This window comes from Achromobacter sp. GW823-FHT04E03, from assembly GCF_058796095.1.
The window spans coordinates 545,475-564,978 of the sequence record NZ_JBXAIJ010000003.1 but is presented as its reverse complement, the minus strand read 5'-3'; the positions used below and the strand labels follow the sequence as shown (position 1 = coordinate 564,978).

At 64.8% G+C, this 19,504-nt stretch carries 19 protein-coding genes; 4 read left to right on the top strand and 15 right to left on the bottom strand.

Features of this window, described 5'->3' with window-relative positions:
- Positions 1–60: 60 nt before the first annotated feature.
- The 12 genes from AC1RHV_RS22205 to fdxA all read right to left on the bottom strand — a co-directional run bounded on the left by AC1RHV_RS22205 (position 61) and on the right by fdxA (position 11,268).
- Entirely contained in the window at positions 61–906 is an 846-nt protein-coding gene (locus AC1RHV_RS22205) for a branched-chain amino acid aminotransferase (RefSeq protein WP_054450557.1), read from the bottom strand.
- Positions 907–992: 86 nt separating this feature from the next.
- Positions 993–2,018 (bottom strand): ABC transporter substrate-binding protein, encoded by a 1,026-nt coding sequence (locus tag AC1RHV_RS22200; protein ID WP_054450558.1) that lies wholly within the window; start codon positions 2,016–2,018, stop codon positions 993–995.
- Between the two features lie 106 nt (positions 2,019–2,124).
- Positions 2,125–3,108 (bottom strand): branched-chain amino acid ABC transporter permease, encoded by a 984-nt coding sequence (locus AC1RHV_RS22195; protein ID WP_054450559.1) that lies wholly within the window; start codon positions 3,106–3,108, stop codon positions 2,125–2,127.
- Positions 3,105–3,992: a branched-chain amino acid ABC transporter permease gene (locus tag AC1RHV_RS22190; RefSeq protein ID WP_054450560.1), complete on the bottom strand. Its 888-nt coding sequence runs from the start codon at positions 3,990–3,992 to the stop codon at positions 3,105–3,107. The genes AC1RHV_RS22195 and AC1RHV_RS22190 overlap by 4 nt, the downstream gene beginning before the upstream one ends.
- A 97-nt stretch (positions 3,993–4,089) precedes the next feature.
- Positions 4,090–5,304 carry an ABC transporter substrate-binding protein gene (locus AC1RHV_RS22185; protein ID WP_054450561.1) on the bottom strand — a complete coding sequence of 405 codons (1,215 nt, stop codon included), beginning with the start codon at positions 5,302–5,304 and terminating at the stop codon, positions 4,090–4,092.
- A gap of 62 nt (positions 5,305–5,366) precedes the next feature.
- Positions 5,367–6,077: an ABC transporter ATP-binding protein gene (locus tag AC1RHV_RS22180; protein ID WP_013392192.1), complete on the bottom strand. Its 711-nt coding sequence runs from the start codon at positions 6,075–6,077 to the stop codon at positions 5,367–5,369.
- Positions 6,074–6,847 carry an ABC transporter ATP-binding protein gene (locus AC1RHV_RS22175; RefSeq protein ID WP_054450562.1) on the bottom strand — a complete coding sequence of 258 codons (774 nt, stop codon included), beginning with the start codon at positions 6,845–6,847 and terminating at the stop codon, positions 6,074–6,076. The genes AC1RHV_RS22180 and AC1RHV_RS22175 overlap by 4 nt, the downstream gene beginning before the upstream one ends.
- Before the next feature lie 356 nt (positions 6,848–7,203).
- Entirely contained in the window at positions 7,204–7,839 is a 636-nt protein-coding gene (nth, locus tag AC1RHV_RS22170; RefSeq protein ID WP_054450563.1) for an endonuclease III, read from the bottom strand.
- Positions 7,836–8,480: an electron transport complex subunit RsxB gene (rsxB, locus tag AC1RHV_RS22165; RefSeq protein WP_492301988.1), complete on the bottom strand. Its 645-nt coding sequence runs from the start codon at positions 8,478–8,480 to the stop codon at positions 7,836–7,838. Before rsxB ends, nth begins: the two co-directional genes overlap by 4 nt.
- A 175-nt stretch (positions 8,481–8,655) precedes the next feature.
- The gene (locus AC1RHV_RS22160) at positions 8,656–9,882 is read right to left on the bottom strand and encodes a polyhydroxyalkanoate depolymerase (RefSeq protein WP_119450983.1); all 1,227 of its coding nucleotides are present in this window, start codon (positions 9,880–9,882) and stop codon (positions 8,656–8,658) included.
- A gap of 212 nt (positions 9,883–10,094) precedes the next feature.
- Positions 10,095–10,895 carry a ferredoxin--NADP reductase gene (locus AC1RHV_RS22155; RefSeq protein ID WP_054450568.1) on the bottom strand — a complete coding sequence of 267 codons (801 nt, stop codon included), beginning with the start codon at positions 10,893–10,895 and terminating at the stop codon, positions 10,095–10,097.
- Between the two features lie 49 nt (positions 10,896–10,944).
- On the bottom strand, positions 10,945–11,268 hold the full coding sequence (gene fdxA / locus AC1RHV_RS22150) for a ferredoxin FdxA (RefSeq protein WP_006389264.1): 324 nt from the start codon (positions 11,266–11,268) through the stop codon (positions 10,945–10,947).
- 156 nt (positions 11,269–11,424) lie between these two features.
- Between fdxA and pncB the strand changes: the two genes are divergently transcribed.
- Together pncB and AC1RHV_RS22140 are read left to right on the top strand one after the other, a co-directional pair.
- Positions 11,425–12,600 carry a nicotinate phosphoribosyltransferase gene (gene pncB / locus AC1RHV_RS22145; protein ID WP_054450570.1) on the top strand — a complete coding sequence of 392 codons (1,176 nt, stop codon included), beginning with the start codon at positions 11,425–11,427 and terminating at the stop codon, positions 12,598–12,600.
- A 72-nt stretch (positions 12,601–12,672) separates the two neighbouring features.
- Positions 12,673–13,023, top strand: a complete 351-nt coding sequence (locus AC1RHV_RS22140) for a RidA family protein (RefSeq protein WP_042796825.1) — start codon at positions 12,673–12,675, stop codon at positions 13,021–13,023.
- A gap of 94 nt (positions 13,024–13,117) precedes the next feature.
- Here the strand turns inward: AC1RHV_RS22140 and AC1RHV_RS22135 are convergent, their stop codons facing one another.
- Together AC1RHV_RS22135 and AC1RHV_RS22130 are read right to left on the bottom strand one after the other, a co-directional pair.
- Positions 13,118–13,627, bottom strand: a complete 510-nt coding sequence (locus AC1RHV_RS22135) for an NAD(P)H-dependent oxidoreductase (RefSeq protein WP_119450981.1) — start codon at positions 13,625–13,627, stop codon at positions 13,118–13,120.
- Positions 13,624–14,457, bottom strand: coding sequence for a M90 family metallopeptidase (locus AC1RHV_RS22130; protein ID WP_119450980.1), 834 nt, complete (start codon positions 14,455–14,457; stop codon positions 13,624–13,626). Before AC1RHV_RS22130 ends, AC1RHV_RS22135 begins: the two co-directional genes overlap by 4 nt.
- A 105-nt stretch (positions 14,458–14,562) precedes the next feature.
- Here AC1RHV_RS22130 and AC1RHV_RS22125 point away from each other — a divergent pair, with 105 nt between their 5' ends.
- The gene (locus tag AC1RHV_RS22125) at positions 14,563–16,830 is read left to right on the top strand and encodes a RelA/SpoT family protein (protein ID WP_492301986.1); all 2,268 of its coding nucleotides are present in this window, start codon (positions 14,563–14,565) and stop codon (positions 16,828–16,830) included.
- Between the two features lie 40 nt (positions 16,831–16,870).
- On the opposite strand, the gene AC1RHV_RS22120 is transcribed toward AC1RHV_RS22125, so the two are convergent.
- Complete coding sequence (locus AC1RHV_RS22120) at positions 16,871–18,184, bottom strand: MFS transporter (protein WP_059374811.1); 1,314 nt, start codon at positions 18,182–18,184, stop codon at positions 16,871–16,873.
- A 120-nt stretch (positions 18,185–18,304) separates the two neighbouring features.
- Between AC1RHV_RS22120 and argE the strand changes: the two genes are divergently transcribed.
- The gene (gene argE / locus AC1RHV_RS22115) at positions 18,305–19,456 is read left to right on the top strand and encodes an acetylornithine deacetylase (protein ID WP_492301985.1); all 1,152 of its coding nucleotides are present in this window, start codon (positions 18,305–18,307) and stop codon (positions 19,454–19,456) included.
- The last annotated feature ends 48 nt before the right edge of the window (positions 19,457–19,504 follow it).

The following is a 19,504-nucleotide window of genomic DNA, read 5'->3' as shown; positions in this document are numbered from 1 at the left end:
GAGAACGACGCTGCCCGCACAGGGGCGGGCAGCAGGGAGGGGGCTGAAACGGCGGCGATCCTACTTCGCGCCGGTGCTTTCCGCGTAATCCATGTATAGCTTGTGCGCGCGGCGGGCCATGGGGCCGTATTCCAGCTGGCGGTCTTCCACGCGGTTCACGTGCACCACCTTGCCGTAGTTGCCGGACGAGAACACTTCATCGGCTTCCTCGATGTCGGCGCGGGTCAGGCTGCGTTCCTGCACGTCGACGCCGTCGGCCTTCAACAGCGCCAGCACGCGGCGGCGCGTGATGCCGTTCAGGAAGGTGCCGTTGTCGGCGGGCGTGGACACCACGCCGTTCTTGGCGATCCACAGGTTGCTGGTGGCGAATTCGGCGATGTTGCCCGCGCCGTCCAGCATGATGGCGTTGTCGAAGCCCTTTTCGGCGGCCTCGCGGATGGCGCGCTGGCCGTTGGGGTACAGGCAGGACGCCTTGGCGTCGGTGGGCGCCATGTTGGGCCAGGAACGCGCAAAGCTGGAGAAGCAGGCGGAAAAGCCCTGGTCGCCCGGCATCGGCACCTTGAACACGTGCAGCACGAACTGGGTCTTGTCAGCGTCCGGCAGCAGGAAGCCGTCGGCGCAATAGAACATGGGCTTGATGTAGAGTTCGCTGCCTTGCGGGAACTTGGCTACAGCCTGCAGGCACAGCTTTTGGATCTCTTCCCAGCCGATCTGGGGCTTCATCAGCATTTTTTCGGCCGAGCGCACCACGCGCTGGCAATGCAGATCCAGGTCGGGCGTCAGGCCGCGGAATGCGCGCGCGCCGTCGAACACCATGCTGGCCATCCAGAAGGCGTGGTCGGCCGGGCCGAGCAATTTGGGGTTTTCAGTGGTCCAGTGACCGTTGTGCCAGAACAAGGCATCCATGGTTGTCTTCCTTCACTTGAATTGGGGTGGCGCTATCGGCGCGCCGAAACGTCAGGATACATGAGGCAGCGGCCGGCTTCGCGCCGTCATTCGCGCGCCAGCGCCGCCTGCACGCGGTCGGCTGCCTGCGCCGGCATCCATTGCCGCCAGACCGGGCCGTACTGCTTGAGGAAATAGCGCGCGGCGTCCTCGGGTTCCTTGCCTTCGTTTTCCAGCCAGCCCAGGGTGGCGTCGATGGCGTCGCTGGGCACAGTCAGCTTGCCCAGGAATTCGGCGATCTGCGGCGCCTGTTTCGCGAACTCGGCGTTCACGCCGGTGACGACGGGGTTGGGCTTGAACTCGGTGGGCACGGGATTCGCGCACTTGGGATCGGTCATGCAGGTGTAGGCGGCCTGGTCGAACGCGGGCAGTTCCAGCTTCACCAGATCCAGCGCGCCGACCAACGAGGTGGGCGTCCAGTAGTAGAAGACGATGTCGCGTTTGCGCTTGTAGGCGGACACGATGGCGGCTTTCTGCGCGGCGCCGGAGCCGGGCGCGAACATCGCGTAGTCCTTATCGAGCTTCAAGGCGCGCAGCAGGTTCTCGTTCAGGGTGCCGCAGGCCCAGCCCGCCGGGCAGCCGTAGATCCGGCCGCGGCCGGGTTCTTCGGGATCGGCGAACACGTCCTTGAAGCGCGCCAGGTCGGCCGCGGACTTCAGCTCGGGATGGCGCTCGACGGTGTAGCGAGGCACGTACCAGCCTTCGCCGGCGTCGTAGACGTGGCCCACGCCCAGCACCTTGCCGCTGGCCAGGGCCTTCTTCCATGCACCCTCGATCTGGCCGGGCCACACTTCCGGCGTGACGTCGACGTCGCCGCGTTGCAGCGCCGCCAGCATGGGCAGGGTTTCGCCGATTTCGACCGTGGTCTTGCAGCCGTAGCCGTGTTCCAGCACATAGCGTTCGATGCCGGCCAGCACCAGGTTGGATTCCCAGTTCAGGCCGCTGAAGCGGACGGGCCGCTTGACTTCACATACCGGCGCGGCGGAATCCGCGGCTTGAGCAGCCGCGGGAAGGAGGGCTGCGGCCAGCGCCAGGGCGCCAAGGACGGGGGCGAGCGGATGCGGTTTGCGCATGGTCAGGCACCTGTTTGGTTGGGTGCCGTTCATTGTACGGGCGGCAGCCGCCGCGCCAAATGAAAACGGGGCCGCATAAAGCGGCCCCGTGCTTGCGCTGTCAGGATCAGGCGCGGGCGGCGCGGCGGCGATCGATGAAGGCGCCGACCTCGCCCACGATGCCGCGGCGGAAGGCCAGCACGCAGATCACGAAGATCAGGCCGATCACGATGGTGACCGATTCGCCCAGGCGCAGGAACCAGTCCACGCCGGTCAGGTTGGCCATCATCTGGCCGAAGTCGCCCACCTTGTTTTCCATCAGCACCACGATGAAGGCGCCGAGGATGGGACCGGTCAAGGTGCCCAGCCCGCCGATCAGCGTCATCAGGATGACCAGGCCGGACATCTGCCAGGTGGCATCGGACAAGGTGGCCGACACGAAGACCAGGGTCTTGGTGGCGCCCGCCAGGCCGGCCAGCGCGGCCGACAGCACGAAGGCCAGCAGCTTGAAGCGGTCGACGTCGTAGCCCAGCGAGATGGCCCGCGGTTCGTTTTCGCGCAGCGCCTGCAGCACCTGGCCGAAGGGCGAATTCACCGTGCGCCAGATAATGAAGTAGCCGATGACGAAGATGGCCATCACCACGTAGTACAGGTTCAGGTCCTTGGACAGGTCGATCAGCCCGAACAGGGTGCCGCGCGGCACGCTTTGCAGGCCGTCCTCGCCGCCGGTGAACTTCGCCTGGAGGAAGAAGAAGAACACCATCTGCGACAGCGCCAGGGTGATCATGGCGAAATAGATGCCGCTGCGGCGGATGGCGATGGCGCCCATCGCCAGGCCCAGCAGCCCCGCCACGGCCACGCCGAACAGCAGGCCGACCTCGGTGGGGAAGCCCCATACCTTGAGCGCGTGGCCGGTGGCGTAGGCCGCGCTGCCCAGGAAGGCGGCGTGGCCGAACGACAGCAGCCCGGTGAAACCCAGCAGCAGGTTGAATGCGCAGGCGAAGAGCGCGTAGCACATGATCTTCATGGCGAAGATCGGATAGACCCCGATAAAGGGAAGAATGGCCACCACGATGGCCAGTACCGCATAGCCCAGGAATTGACGATTCATTTTTCTTTTCCGAACAGCCCGGCCGGGCGGATCAACAGAACGATGGCCATGATGATGAACACGACCGTGCTGGAGGCCTCGGGCCAGAACACCTTGGTCAGTCCTTCGATCACGCCCAGGCCCAGACCGGTCACGATGGCGCCCATGATGGACCCCATGCCACCGATCACGACCACGGCGAACACGACGATGATGAGGTTGGAGCCCATCAGCGGGGAAATCTGCAGCACGGGCGCGGCCAGCACGCCGGCAAAGCCCGCCAGCGCCACGCCGAAGCCATAGGTCAGGGTGATCATGCGCGGCACGTTCACGCCGAAGGCCTCGACCAGGCGGGGGTTTTCGGTGCCGGCGCGCAACAGTGCGCCCAGGCGGGTGCGTTCGATGACGAACCAGGTTGCCAGACACACTACCAGGGAGGCTGCCACGACCCAGCCGCGGTAATTCGGCAGGATCATGAAGCCCAGGTTGGTGGCGCCGCGCAAGGCGTCAGGCGTGGGGTAGGGCTGACCCGAGACGCCGTAGAAGCTGCGGAACAGACCTTCGATGAGCAGCGTCAAGCCGAAGGTCAGCAGCAGCCCGTACAGGTGATCGAGCTTGTACAGGTGTCGCAGCAACAGCTTTTCTATGATGATGCCGAACAGCCCGACGACCAGCGGCGCCAGGATCAGCATGACCCAGTAGTTCAACCCCAGGTACGACAGCCCCATCCAGGCGATGAACGCGCCCAGCATGTAGAGCGCGCCGTGCGCGAAGTTGATGACGTTCAGCAGCCCGAAGATGACGGCCAGCCCGAGCGACAGCATGGCGTAGAAGGAGCCGTTGACCAGGCCTAGCAAAAGCTGGCCGAACAAGGCCTGTATGGGGATGCCGAAAATGTCAGTCATCTTATGAAAATCCTGCGCGTACGGAGGGAAGCGAGCTAATCAAAACGCGGCCCGACGGGTAGGATCGCCGGGTCGCGTCTGGGGCACATGGGCTGGATTACTTCTTGACCAGCTTGCAGGTGGACTCGGACAACTTGGTGTAGACCTCGTCGCCGGGCAGCGTCGCCACGACCTTGTAATAGTCCCACGGGGCCTTGGATTCGGCCGGCGTCTTGACCTGCATCAGGTACATGTCGTGGATCATGCGGCCGTCTTCGCGCACATAACCGCCTTGCGCGAAGAAGTCGTTGACCTTGTTCGACTTCATCCACTTCATGACGGCGTCGCCGTCGTCCGTGCCGGTGGCCTTGATGGCGTTCAGGTAGAAAGCCGTGGCCGAGTAGTCGCCCGCCTGCAGCATGGAGGGCTTGCGGCCGACCTTGGCTTCGAACTTCTTGGACCAGGCGCGCGAGGCGTCGGATTGATCCCAGTACCAGCCGTCGGTCAGGTACATGCCTTGCGTGGCTTGCAGGCCCAGCGCGTGCACGTCGTTGATGAAGACCAGCAGGCCGGCCATCTTCATGGTCTTGGTCACGCCGAATTCATTGGCGGCCTTGATCGAGTTGATGGTGTCGCCGCCCGCGTTGGCCAGGCCCAGGATCTGCGCCTTGGACGATTGCGCCTGCAGCAGGAAGGACGAGAAGTCCGACGCGCCCAGCGGCGCCCGCACCTGGCCCTTGACCTCGCCGCCCGCGGCCTTGACCACGGCCATGGTGTCGCGCTCCAGCGCGTGGCCGAAGGCATAGTCAGCGGTCAGGAAGAACCAGCTCTTGCCGCCGTCCTTCACCACGGCGGAACCCGTGCCGCGCGCCAGGGCCACGGTGTCGTAGGCGTAGTGCACGGTATAGGGCGAACATTGGGCGTTGGTCAGGTCCGACGCGCCCGCGCCGATCGCCATGAAGGGCTTCTTCTTCGCGGCGGCCACGCCGGCCATGGCCAGGCTGGTCGACGAGTTGGTGCCGGCGATGATGACGTCCACCTTCTGCTCGTCGAACCATTCGCGCACGCGCGCCGAAGCCACGTCGGCCTTGTTCTGGTGGTCTGCGGAGACGACTTCGATCTTCTTGCCATTGATCGAACCGCCGGCGTCCTCGATCGCCATGCGCACGGCTTCCAGACCGGCCTTGCCGTCGATGTCCGAATACACGCCGGACATGTCAGTGATGAAGCCGATGCGGATGACATCGTCGGAGATACCTTGCGCGTGGGCGGTTGCCCCAGCAAATCCCAGGCCCGCCATGGCCAGTGCAGCAGTGATGGTGTGCAGCTTCATGGGATGACTCCTCTCTTCCCTACGGTGTAGTGTTGCCGGATTTCCGGCGGATGACACAGGTTCTAGACGCCCAGCAGTTCGTTGAGCGTGTCCTGTTTTTCTGAAAGTTCTGCGGCTTCGAAGTGCTCGACGATCTGGCCGTGCTCCATGACGTAGAAGCGGTCGGCCAGGGGCGCTGCGAAGCGGAAGTTTTGCTCCACCATGACGATGGTGTAGCCGCGCTGCTTCAGCGCCGTGATCATGCGAGCCAGCGCCTGCACGATGACAGGGGCGAGGCCTTCGGAGATTTCGTCGAGCAGCAGCAGGTTGGCGCCGGTGCGCAGGATGCGCGCCACGGCCAGCATTTGCTGTTCGCCGCCAGACAGGCGCGTGCCGGGAGAATTCCGGCGCTCCTGCAGATTGGGGAACATGTCGTAGATTTCTGCCAGCGACATGCCGCCGCCCAGCGAACCGACGACCGGAGGCAGCAGCAGGTTTTCTTCGCAGGACAGGCTGGCGAAGATGCCGCGTTCCTCGGGGCAATAGCCCACGCCCAGATGGGCGATCTTGTAGGTGGGCAGGTCGATGGCTTCGGTGCCATGGATGCGCACCGAGCCCTTGCGCGATCCCGTCAGGCCCAGGATGGCCCGCAGGGTGGTGGTGCGCCCGGCGCCGTTGCGTCCGAGCAGCGTGACCACTTCGCCTTGTCCAACGCGCATATCCACGCCGTGCAGGATATGCGATTCCCCGTACCAGGCCTGCAGGCCCGAAATTTCCAGTGCCGGGGTGCTCATGCGTGCGCTCCTTGAAGTTCGCCGTCGGTGGTGCCCATGTAAGCCTGCATCACGGCCGGATGGCGGGAGACTTCGGCGTACGATCCTTCGGCCAGCACGCTGCCGCGCGCCAGCACAGTAATGGTGTTGGCGATGGAGGACACGACATTCATGTTGTGTTCCACCATCAGGATGGTGCGTCCGGCGCTGACGCGCTTGATCAGTTGCGTGACGCGGTCCACGTCCTCGTGGCCCATGCCTTGTGTGGGTTCGTCCAGCAGCATCAGCTCGGGTTCCATCGCCAGCGTGGTGGCGATTTCAAGCGCGCGCTTGCGGCCATAGGGCAGGTTTACGGTGGTTTCGTTGGCGAAGGCGCCCAGATCCACCTGCTCCAGCAGGTCGCGCGCCGGCTGATTCAGCACGGCGAGCTGCCTGTCGCTTTTCCAGAAGTGGAACGACAGGCCGGTCCTGCGCTGCAGCCCGATGCGCACGTTCTCCAGCACGGTCAGGTGCGGAAACACCGCCGAGATCTGGAATGAACGGATCACGCCGCGGCGCGCGATCTGCGCGGGCCGCTCGCCGGTAATGTCGATACCGTTGAACTTGATGCTTCCCGACGTGGGAGAAAGAAACTTGGTAAGCAGGTTGAAGCAAGTGGTCTTGCCCGCGCCGTTCGGCCCGATCAAGGCATGAATCTCGCCCCGCTTGATACGCAAATCGACCCCATTGACCGCGACGAATCCGCGGAATTCCTTGGTGAGGCCTTTTGTCTCCAGGATCGTGTCGTCCATGTTCGCTGCACCGGCGTTGTATTTATTTCGGTCTCCACCTGCCGTCGTTGCGCCAGGTCCCCGCAGGGTCCGGAAAACTGTTCAGGAAATCGCAGTTTTCTTATGAGTTGCCGGCGAGTATGCGCACCTATTTATCAAAATTCCATGAGGGTTTGTCATAGGTTTTGCAGTGCGGAATGGGCAATTGTCGGCAGGCCGACAATGCTTGCGCCACAAGGGAATAAAGGCTTTCCATAATGGAAATGCAATGCAGCAAATATGCGTTGATCGTCATCAACGCCTGATGGATTTGAGAGGGAGGGAAAACCCGATTTGCGTGCACCGAATGCCGTGTCGGCGCGTAAGCTAACGCGCCGTCAGGCGGGCGTCTTCTGCTTGAATTCGCAGAGGTCGGAAATGCCGCATTGAGGGCATTTGGGTTTGCGCGCCACGCAGACGTAGCGGCCCAGCAGGATCAGCCAGTGGTGAGCGTCCTGCATGTATTCGCGCGGCACGAACTTTTCGAGTTTCTGTTCGACTTCCAGCACATTCTTGCCGGGCGCGATGCCGGTGCGGTTCGACACGCGGAAGATGTGCGTGTCCACCGCCATCGTGGGTTGTCCGAACGCCGTGTTGAGCACCACGTTGGCGGTCTTGCGCCCAACGCCGGGCAGGGCTTCGAGCGCTTCGCGAGTCTGCGGTACTTCGCCGCCGTGCTGCTCGATCAGGATCTTGCAGGTGGCGATGGTGTTCTTCGCCTTGGTGCGGTACAGGCCGATGGTCTTGATGTAGTCGGCCAAGCCTTCTTCGCCGAGCGCCAGCAGGGCTTGCGGCGTGCCGTAAGCGGGGAAGAATTTGCGCGTGGCGATGTTGACCGATTTGTCGGTCGCCTGCGCCGACAGCAGCACGGCAATCAGCAACTGGAACGGCGTGTCGTATTCGAGCTCGGTGGTCGGATGCGGGTTGGCGGCCTGCAGGCGGGCGAAGATCTCTCGGCGTTTGGCTGCGTTCATGATTGAGTGGGGTTGCGGCGGGCCCGGGCGCGGGCCAGCGCGGATTCAATGGCGGAACGCTTGCGGTCCTCATTGCGCGCCTCGTCGGCGGCGGGAGCGGAAGCGCTGAGCGCGGCAGCCGCTTCGGGCGCCATCAGGCGTGCGTTGTCGGCAGCCAGGCGTTCGGTGCGTGCCAGATGGCTGCGGTGGCGCTGGCGGCTGATGGCGGCATCCTGCGAATTCCAGGCGCGACCTGCCGGCACCATCTGGATGCAATCGACCGGACAGGGCGCCACGCACAGGTCGCAGCCGGTGCACCAGTCGGCCAGCACGGTATGCATATGCTTGTTGGCGCCCACGATGGCGTCCACGGGACAGGCCTGGATGCACAGCGTACAGCCGATGCAGTGCGCTTCGTCGATGCGCGCGACCAGCAGCGGGCCGGGTTCGCCGCGGGTGGCGTCCAGCGGCAGGATGGGGGTATCGAGCAGGACCGCCAGCGCGGCGATACCGTCGTCGCCGCCGGGCGGGCAGCGGTTGATCGGGGCGGAGCCGTCCGCGATGGCGTCGGCATAGGGCCGGCAGCCGTCGTATCCGCACTTGGTGCATTGCGTCTGGGGTAGCAAGGCATCGATGCGGTCGGCCAATGAGCGACAGGACATGGATGTGAAGATGAAATCGTGGGACGGGGGCGCGAAAGGCAGGAATCAGGGACCCCAAACGCGAATCGCGCGCAACCCATCAAACAGCGCTGAGATTTCCAGCCACCGCTGTTTGATGGGTTGCGCGCGTCGGAGGTCCGGGTTCTAGTCCGGCCTGACTCGCGCTACACCCATCCTACGCAGATTGCCGGATGAATTCGGCAATTTTAGGACAGATCATTTCGCGCCAGCGGCGGCCCGAGAAAATGCCGTAGTGGCCGCAGTTGGGCGCCGTGTAGTGCGTCTTGCGCTCGGCCGGGATGTTCTTGCACAGCTTGATGGCGGCGCGCGTCTGGCCCTGGCCGGAGATGTCGTCCAGTTCGCCTTCGATGGTGAGCAGGGCGACCTTCTTGATGTCCGCCGGACGCACCAGCTTGCCGTCCACTTCCCAGGTGCCGTTGGGCAGCTGGAACTCCTGGAACACCATGCGGATCGTGTCCAGATAGAACTCGGCCGGCATGTCCAGCACGGCGTTGTATTCGTCATAGAAGCGGCGGTGCGCTTCGGCGTCGCTGTCGTCGCCGCGCAGCAGGTCCAGGTAGAAGTCGTAATGCGACTTCATGTGGCGGTCGGGGTTCATGGCCATGAACCCCGCGTGCTGCAGGAAACCCGGGTAGACCTTGCGGCCCGCGCCCGGATAGCGCGGCGGCACCGGATGGATGACCTGGTTCTCGAACCAGCTGTAGGGCTTGGTCGTGGCCAGGCGGTTGACCTGCGTGGGCGACTGGCGCGGGTCGATGGGACCACCCATCATCACCATGCTGCGCGGCTGACAGGGATCGTTGGCGGAGGCCATCAGCGAGACGGCGGCCAGCACCGGCACCGTCGGCTGGCACACGGAAATCACGTGCACGTCCGGACCCAGGTGGCGGATGAAATCCTGCACGTAGCGCACGTAGTCGTTCAGATGGAACGGACCGGCCGACAGCGGCACCATGCGGGCGTCGACCCAGTCGGTGACGTAGACGTCGTGGGCCGGCAGCAGGGCGCGCACGGTGTCGCGCAGCAGGGTGGCGTGGTGGCCGGACAGCGGCGCCACCAGCAGGACCTTGGGATCGTCGCGGCCCGTGTGGCGGACATCGCGCTGGAAGTGCAGCAGGCGGCAGAACGGCTTGTCGATGGCCACGCCTTCGATGACGCGGACGGACTTGCCGTTGATTTCGGTGGTGGGCAGGTTCCAGGCAGGCTTCTGGTATTCCTTGCCGATGCGGGTCATCAGCTCATACCCGGCTGCCATCTGGCGGGAGATCGGGGTATAGGCGAGAGGGCTGTAGGGACTGGAAAACAGCTGGGAACCGGCGTCCGTAAATGCAGCGAACGGAGTCAGGAAGGCGCGCTGCATTTCGTGCAATTGATACAGCATTTGAGAAAAGTCCTTCTGGGTCGTGCGTGTGTCCCGATTATTGCTCCGGGCACTAACGATATTTCTAAACAGCCTGAAGAAACGCCGACAAAAAAAGCAAATCTGTTGCTAAAAAGCGACCCAATACCCATTGAGCACCAGTTTAGGGCGCTTTTTACAACGTGCTGTCATACCAAAAGAAGGATTTATGCACTAAGTCGGACGGACCGAAGCTACCAGTAGTTTTCCACTGCCAGGTTGCCGGGGATGCCGCGGCGTCCAGGCTTGAAGCCGCGTTCGCCCAGCAGCTTGCGGGCGTCGGCCAGCATGTCGGGATTGCCGCAAAGCATGATCTTGGCCTGCTCGGGGTCCAGCGGCTGGCCTGCGAGCTGCTCCAGGCGGCCGTCGGCGATCAGCGTGGTCAGGCGTTCCTGCGGCATGCCGGGCAGGGCTTCGCGGGTGGCGATGGGCAGGTAGACGAGTTTCTGCGGATCCGCCGCGAAGAACTCGGCCAGCGCCGGCTGATTGCGCCAGGATTCGATTTCGGTGCGGTAGGCGAGCTCCGCGGCGGTGCGCACTCCGTGCACCAGGATGATGCGGCGGTAGGCCCGCCAGACTGCCGGGTCGCGCAGGATCGAAAGGTAGGCAGACAGGCCCGTGCCTGAGGCCAGCAGCCAAAGATCGCCGCCCGGCGCGAAGCGCTCCAGGGTCAGAAATCCGTAGGGCGTCTTTTCCACATATAGCGAGTCGCCAGGCTGCAGCCGCGCCATGCGCGGACTGAACAGGCCTTCGGGGACCACGATGGAATAGAACTCCAGCCAGGGTTCGTGCGGCGCCGACACCATGGAATAGGCGCGCCACAGCGTGGGTTCGCCTTCCGAGGCGCCGGCTTCCGGCAGACCGACCCGGGCGAACTGGCCCGGCTGGAACGTATACGCGTCGTCGCGCGTCACGCGCACGGAGAACAGCTTGTCAGGCACCCAGGTGTGGACGTGGGTAACGGTCTGGCGCGTGTATTTGGAGTCGTCGGTCATCGGTACATCGCGCGAGGCCGGCCGCCAGGGCGGGGCCGGCGTTCGCGGATTATTTTTCCAGGTATTGCAGCTTGTCCTGCTTGCCATTCCATTCGTCGGCGTCGGGCAGGGGCTTCTTGGCACGGCTGATGCTGGCGAACTCGGGCGAGAGTTCGGCATTCAGGGCGATGAAATTCAACTGGTCCTGCGGCACGTCTTCTTCGGCGTAGATGGCATTGGCCGGGCATTCCGGGATGCAGACGGCGCAGTCGATGCATTCGTCAGGGTCGATCACGAGGAAGTTCGGACCCTCACGAAAACAGTCCACCGGGCACACGTCTACGCAGTCGGTGTACTTGCACTTAATACAGTTTTCGGTGACAACGTGGGTCATTCAGGAACTCCGGGAGCGGCGGCTTTTGTGTCTTGTTGGGCGGATTTTACCCAATGCCGCGCCGATGTGCCGGCAATACCCGTATTGACATAGTGGCCCTTCGCCCTGAACAGCGGGAGCTCTATGCTATGGTGTCGCGAAACGAAACGCGCCATCATGATAATCACTTCGCTGCTCGACACCGATCTGTATAAATTCAGCATGATGCAGGTGGTTCTGCATCATTTTCCCGCTGCCCAGGTCGAGTACCGTTACAAATGCCGCACGCCCGGGGTCGACCTGCGTCCCTACCTGGACGAAATCCGCGAGGAAGTGCATCAGCTATGCCAGTTGCGCTTCACCGAGGACGAACTTAAATATCTGGGCGGCTTGCGCTTTATCAAAAGCGACTTCGTCGATTTCCTCGAACTGTTCCATCTGCCGGAGCGCTGCATTCACATCGGCGTGGGCGATGGGCCGGGCGAAATCAGCATCGAGGTCAAAGGCCCCTGGCTGCATACGATCCTGTTCGAGATCCCGGTGCTGGCCATCGTCAACGAGGTCTATTTCCGCAACACTCGCAAGAATCCCGACTGGGAAGAGGGCCGCAAGCGCCTGCAGTCCAAGATGCACCTGGTGCTGGACGATCCGGCGCTGGCCGATTTCCGCGTGGCTGAGTACGGCACGCGGCGCCGCTTTTCCAAGATCTGGCACGAAGAAATCGTGTCCACCATGAAGTCGCAGATGGGCGTGCATTTCGCCGGCACCAGCAACGTGCTGCTGGCCAAGCAACACGAAGTGCTGCCCCTGGGCACGATGGGCCACGAATACCTGCAAGCCTGCCAGGCGCTGGGTCCGCGGCTGCGCGATTCGCAGGTGTACGCGCTGGAGGTTTGGGCCAAGGAATACCGTGGCGACCTGGGCATTGCGCTGTCGGACGTCTACGGCATGGATGCCTTCCTGCGTGATTTCGACATGTATTTCTGCAAGCTGTTCGACGGCGCGCGGCATGATTCGGGCGATCCCTTCGTCTGGGGCGAGCGCCTGCTCGAGCACTACCGCAAGAACCGCGTGGATCCGCGCGCCAAGACGCTGGTGTTCTCGGATTCGCTGACTTTCCCGCGCGCCATCGAGCTGGCCCGCCAGTTTTCCGGTCGCTGCAAGGTGTCCTTCGGCATCGGCACCAACCTGACCAACGACCTGGGCCACGAGCCCCTGCAGATCGTCATGAAGATGGTCCGCTGCAATGGCCAGCCGGTGGCCAAGGTGTCCGACGCGCCGGAAAAGACCATGTGCGACGATCCGGCCTACCTGGCCTATCTGCGCCAGGTATTCCAGCTGCCCCCCGCCTGACGGCGGCTCGGGGTAAATTGCGGGTTCTTCAGTATCGTTCCACCCAACCCACTCGAATCTAGGGGACTATTCATGAGCAGCATCAAGCGCTTCCACGTGGCCAAGCGCCTGTCCGACATGGCCGTGTACAACGGCGTCGCGTACCTGGCCGGCCAGGTGCCGGACGATTCCACGCTGGACATCACCGGCCAGACCGAACAGGTGCTCGCCACGATCGACCGCCTGCTGGCCGAAGCCGGCACCGACAAGACCAAGATCCTGATGGCCCAGATCTACGTGGCCAACATGAAGGAATTCGATGGCATGAACAAGGCCTGGGACGCCTGGGTCGCCGACGGCAATTCGCCTCCGCGCGCCACCGTCGAAGCCCGCCTGGCCAATCCGGACTACAAGGTCGAAATCGTCGTGACGGCTGCCGTCTAAGACGCCTGCCGCGTCGGGCGCCCCGGGCGCCTGATGCGTGCACGGGGCGGGCTGGCGCGTGCGCCACCCGTCTCATCATCCCGCGTTGTGCCGGCTACTGCCCGAGCAACAGCGTCGCGGCCAGCAGGCCGCCCAATTCCTCGCATTTCGCAATATCCGCGCCGGCCACGATCTTGGGCGCCAGGATCTGCTGCGCCGTCTGCGCGCCCATGTTGACGATGAGCGCCGGCGCCAGCGCGTTGAGCCGCCAGCCCGTGCAGATGCGCTCGACCTGCCGCGCCGCACCCGCGCCGTCGCTGCCCGCGCTGATGGCGCAGGCGTAGGGCAAGCCTTGTATCCGGTCCAGCACCGCGTAATAGTTGCGGTCGAAGAATTCCTTCATCTCGCCGCTCAGCGAGGCCAGGTTCTCGGGGGCGCAGAACAGGTAGGCCTGGCTGGCGAGCATTTCTTCGGCCTGCGTGTCGGCGGCGCGCCGCAAGACCACGTCCAGGTCTGCCGTCTGTTCCAGTTGCGCGGCGGCCGCGCGCGCCCCGCGCGCAGCGGCTTCGGCCATCTGCCGCGCGGCGCCGGTGCGCGAATGCCACACGATCAGCAGCTGTTTCATGCGTAGCGTTCCAGCGGATCCTGCCGGTAGTAGGCCCGCAGCAGCCCATACCATTGCGGCAGCGCTTCGTGCATGGGGTAGGGATCCACGAAGAAGTGTTCCGAGCTGACCGCGAAGAACTCGGCTTCGTCGGTGGCGGCATACGGGTCCATCGGCAGTTGGCCGTACCAGGCGTCGGCGGCCTCGCTTTCCGGATCCACATCATGCGGGATGGCGGCCTCGACCGCGTCCACGGCAGCGATGAAGCGGTCCAGGCTGTCGTCCAGGATGCGGCGCCAGGCCTGTGGCTTGAGTTCGGGGTGCGCGGCCAGCGAGGGCATGCCGTCGGCATAGCCCGAACGCAGGTCCAGTTTGTGGGCGAACTCGTGGATGACCACGTTGAAGCCGCCGTCGGAGAACTGCGTGTCTTCCCAGGACAGCACCAGCGGCCCGCCTTCCCAGGCTTCGCCGGCGGCGTCCTCCAGGTATTCGTGCACCACGCCGTCATCGTCCTGGCGCGAGCGCGGGATGCGGAAGCTGGCGGGGTACACGATGATCTCGTCCCAGCCTTCATACAGTTCGGGCGCCAGGTTGAGGATGGGCAGGCTGGCCTGGGCCGCGATGCTCAGGCGCATGAAGTCCGAGACCTCCAGTCCTTGCGCGCCGTTGATGTGCTTGCTGGCCAGCAGCCAGGCCGAACGCGCCTGCAACTGGGCCGCTTCATCGGCTTTCAATGCCGCCAGGAACGGGTGGGCGTCCAGCACCTGTTGCCACAGTTCCGGGGAGATGCGGGCCTGCATTTCGGCCACCGCGGAGGGGCGGGCGCCCCGGCCCTTGAGCCAGCGCAACATAAGCTTCGGTTCCTTCCATATGCCGGGGCTAGCGGCTGCTTTTGGTGTCTACAAACCCTAGTGTAGAGTGTCGGGATATCAAACTACATCCGCCTGCCGTCCGTCATGTCCGCCCCGCCTGTTCCCGACGCGCCTACGCCTTTCGACGCTACCTGGCGCCAGGAGGTAGGCGCCGGCCTGGATGCCGAGGGCGTGGCGCTGATCGACCAGGCCGTGGCCTGGGCCGAACCGCGTTTCGAAGGGCAGCAGGCGCTGACCGGCGAACCCCTGGCCGGACACGGCGCGGGCGTGGTCCGCATCCTGGCGGCCTTGCATACCGATGCCGCCACCCGCGCCGCGGCGCTGCTGGCTGCCTTGCCGACCGACCTGATGGCGCCCGCGCCGTCCCTGCGCAGCGATCCGGTCGCGGCCGCCTTCGGTCCCGAGATCGCGCGGCTGGTGCAGGGCACGCGCGCGCTGCTGCGCCTGGGCGTGGTGGCGCGGCAGGCGAGCGACGCCGCCGCCGAAAGCGGCTCGCAAAAGGAAATGCAGCGCAAGATGCTGCTGGCCATGGCGGCCGACCTGCGCATCGTGCTGATGCGGCTGGCCTCGCGCCTGCGCACCTTGCGCTGGCACGCGGAAAGCAAGGCGCCGTGCTCCACCGATTTCGCCCGCGAAACCCTGGACCTGTATGCGCCGCTGGCGAACCGCCTGGGGATCTGGCAGATCAAGTGGGAAATGGAAGATCTGGCGTTCCGCTTCCTGGAGCCCGACAAGTACAAACAGATCGCCCGCCTGCTGGAAGAAAAGCGGGTGGAGCGCGAAGCCTTCATCGCCGGCGCCATCGAACGCCTGCAGACGGGGTTGGCCAAGGCGGGCGTCGAGGCCGAGGTCAGCGGCCGACCCAAGCACATCTACAGCATCTGGAACAAGATGCGCGTGAAGCGGCTGGATTTCTCGCAGATGTACGACCTGCGCGCGCTGCGCATCATCGTTGACGACGTGCGCGCCTGCTATACGGCGCTGGGCATGGTGCACGAAATGTGGACACCGATCTCGGAAGAATTCGACGACTATATTTCGCGGCCCAAGCCCAACGGCTACCGCTCGCTGCACACGGTGGTGTCCGACGACGACGGCCGTCCCTTCGAAGTGCAGATCCGCACGCGCGAGATGCATCAGTTCGCCGAATACGGCATGGCCGCGCATTGGCGCTACAAGGAAGCGGGCGCCAAGGGCGGCCAGGTGGCGGCCTCCAGCGAATACGACCGGCAACTGGCGTGGATGCGGCAACTACTGGCCTGGAACAGCGATGTCGAGGGCGGCGGCGAACCCGCCCAGCCCGCGCCCGCCAAGCCGGCATCGGGCAGGCAGCGCGGCCCGGCGGCGGCGCCGGCCCATACCGATGAGCGCATCTACGTGCTGACGCCGCAGGCGCGCGTGATCGAACTGCCCGCCGGCGCCACGCCGGTCGATTTCGCCTATCACCTGCACACCGACCTTGGCCACCGTTGCCGCGGCGCCCGCGTCGACGGGCAGATGGTGCCGCTGCAGACCCATCTGTCCACCGGCCAGACCGTGGAGATCATCTCCGCCAAGTCCGGCGGGCCGTCGCGCGACTGGCTCAACCCGCAGTTGGGCTTTCTGGCCAGTCCGCGGGCCCGCGCCAAGGTGCGCATGTGGTTCAACGCGATCGAATTGCAGCAGCGCATCACGCAGGGCCAGGCGCTGGTCGAAAAGGAATTGCAGCGGCTGGGCAAGACTGCCGTCAATCTGGAACAGCTGGCGCAGAACCTGGGATTCGCCCGCGCCGACGACCTGTACGTGGCGGCGGCCAAGGAAGAGTTCAGCCTCCGGCAGATCGACACCCTGTTCCAGCAGCCCGGGCCGGTCGTCGAGCCGCAGCCGGCCGCCTTGCGCCATGCCAGCGCCGGCAGCGCCGAGAAAAGCGGCAAGAGCGGCGTGCTGGTGGTGGGGGTGGGGTCGCTCTTGACGCAGCTGGCGCGCTGCTGCCGTCCGGCGCCGCCCGATCCGATCGCCGGCTTTGTCACGCGCGGACGCGGGGTGTCGATCCACCGCAGCGATTGCCACAGCTATCTGGCGCTGGCCGCGCGAGAGCCGGAGCGCGTCATCGAGGTGGCCTGGGGCGAAACCGCCGACACGTTCTACCCGGTGGACATCAGTGTGCGCGCGCACGACCGTTCCGGCCTGTTGCGGGACCTGTCCGAAGTCTTTGCGCGGCTGCGCCTGAACGTGGTGGGCGTGAACACACAGAGCAAGCAGTCGCTGGCCCATATGGTGTTCACGGTGGAAGTGCGCGGCGGGGAATCGCTGTCGCGCGCGCTGGACGCCCTGGCCGAAGTGCCGGGCGTGTCGTCGGCGACACGCCGCTAGGCGGGAAACCCGGGCCGGGCGGCCCGGGCGGGAGCAGGACTCAGTTGTCCAGCTCTTCGTGCGCGCGGTCGCGCATGTAGAACGCGGCGATCAGCCCCAGCGCCACGCCGAACATCACGTAATAGGCGGGCGCCATCGGCGAGCCGGTGGTCTTGATCAGCCAGGTCACGATGAACTGCGCGAAACCGCCGAAGATCATCACGGCCACGTTGTAGGCCAGGGACAGGCCCACCGAGCGCACGCGCGCGGGGAACAGTTCCGCCATCACCGTGCTGAACACGCCGAAGAATGCCGACACGAACAGGCAGACCACGACCTGCACGGCCAGCAGGCGGCCGATGGACGGCGCGTCCGACAGCCAGTAGTACAGCGGATACAGCACGATCAGGTAGCCGATGAGCGAGCCGATCACCAGGGGGCGTCGGCCGATGCGGTCGGACCAGGCGCCCATGAAGGGCGTCAGCAGCACCATCAGCGCCGCGCCCGCCATCTGCACCAGGAAGGTCTGGTTCAGCGGCAGCTTCAGGATCTGCGTGGAGTAGGTCACCAGATACGTGAAGGTGATGTAGATGGACACGGTCGCGGTGACGACCAGGCCCACGCCGATCAGCGCTTCGCGGGTATGCGTCTTCAGCATCTGGCCCAGGCTCAGGCGCTGCACGTCGCCGCGGGCGGCGGCTTGGCGCTCTTCTTCCTTGATCTGCTTGAACGCGTCGGTTTCATCGACGTTACGGCGGATATAGATGGCGATGGGGACAATGACCAGGCCGAACGCGAACGGCAGGCGCCATGCCCAGTCGGCGATCTGTTGCGGGGTGAAGAACTCGGTGATGAGCGTGCCGCAGGCCGCGCCGATCAGCAGCGCCAGCATCTGGCCGGCCATCTGCCAGGAACCGTAGAAGCCGCGCTTGCCGTTGGGCGCCATCTCGATCAGCAGCGCCGTCGAGGTGCCGAATTCGCCGCCGGCGGAGAAGCCTTGCAAGAGGCGAGCGATCAGGATGAAGATCGGGGCCAGGATGCCGGCCGCGTGGTAGGTGGGGGCCACGGTGATCAGCGCGATCGACACGGCCATCAGCGAGGTCACCATGACCATGGCAGCCTTGCGGCCTTTCTTGTCGCCGTACAGGCCAAGGATGATGCCGCCCACGGGGCGCATGAAGAAGCCGACGCCGAAAATGGCGGTGGTCATCAGGATGGCGTTCAGCTCGCTGCCGGGAACGCTGGGGTCGGTGGGGAAGAACAGCTTCGAGATGATCGGCGTCATGAACGCGAACACCAGGAAGTCATACCATTCGAGGGCATTGCCTATTACTGCCGCCACGATGTTGCGTGTGGGAACTGCTTTGTGCTGCACGGTTTCTCCTTGGGGTTTGCCTAACCGGGCGACATTCTAGGCGCTTCGCGCGCCGGACCACGCCGAGACGCGGAGGCGCGCTGGCCTTACACTCCTGTTTTTCCCCAAGAGAGTAGTGACATGAACGCGCGCACCTGGCTGGAAACGCTGGTTGGCTTTGACACCACCAGCCGCAATTCCAATCTTGCCCTGATCGAAACCGTCCGGGATTGGCTCAAGGGCCAGGGCGTCGACGCATGGCTGGCGCACAATCCGGAGCGCACCAAGGCCAACCTGTTCGCGACCTTGCCCGCCCAGGACGGCGGCATGCAGGGCGGCATCGTGCTGTCCGGCCACACCGACGTGGTGCCGGTCGACGGCCAGGAATGGAGCACGGATCCGTTCAAGCTCGTCGAAAAGGACGGCCTGCTCTATGGCCGCGGCAGCTGCGACATGAAGGGTTTCATCGCCAGCTCGCTGGCAATGGTGCCGGAATTCCTGGCCATGCCGCGCAAGAAGCCGATGCACCTGGCGTTCTCGTATGACGAGGAAGTCGGCTGCGCCGGCGCGCCCTACATGCTGGCCGACCTGCACGAACGCGGCATCCGCCCCGAAGGCTGCGTGGTGGGCGAGCCCACCGGCATGCAGGTGGTGGTGGCGCACAAGGGCATCAACCTGTTCCGCTGCAAGGTGCACGGCAAGGCGGCGCACTCGTCGCTGACCCCGCGCGGCTGCAACGCCATCGAATATGCCGCCCGCCTGATCTGCCGCATCCGCGACCTGGCCGACAGCTTCAAGGCCAACGGCCCCTACGACCAGTTCTACGACGTGCCGTTCTCCACGATGACCACCAACCAGATCCGGGGCGGCATCGCGGTCAATACCATCCCCGAACTGTGTGAATTCACCTACGAATTCCGTAACCTGCCCGGCATGCAGCCCGACGAGATCCAGGCAGAAGTTGAAAAATACGTGCGCGAAGAGCTCCTGCCGCGCATGAAGGCCGAATTCAACGGCGCCAGCATCGAAATCGAGACGGGCGCGGCCGCGCCCGCCCTGGAAGCGTCCGAGGAAGCCGCCATCACCCAGCTGGTGCGCGCCCTGACCGAAGACCGCGCCACCCGCAAGGTTGCCTACGGCACCGAGGCTGGCCTGTTCCAGGGCATCGGCATCCCCACCGTGGTCTGCGGCCCCGGCCATATCGAACAGGCCCACAAGCCCAACGAGTACGTCGCGCTGGACCAGTTGGCCGCCTGCGACACCTTCCTGCGCCGCCTGGGGCAGTCGCTCTGAGGGCAGGCTGACGGTTCCCGGGGCGGCTGGGGCGTTGCCCCCGGCCGC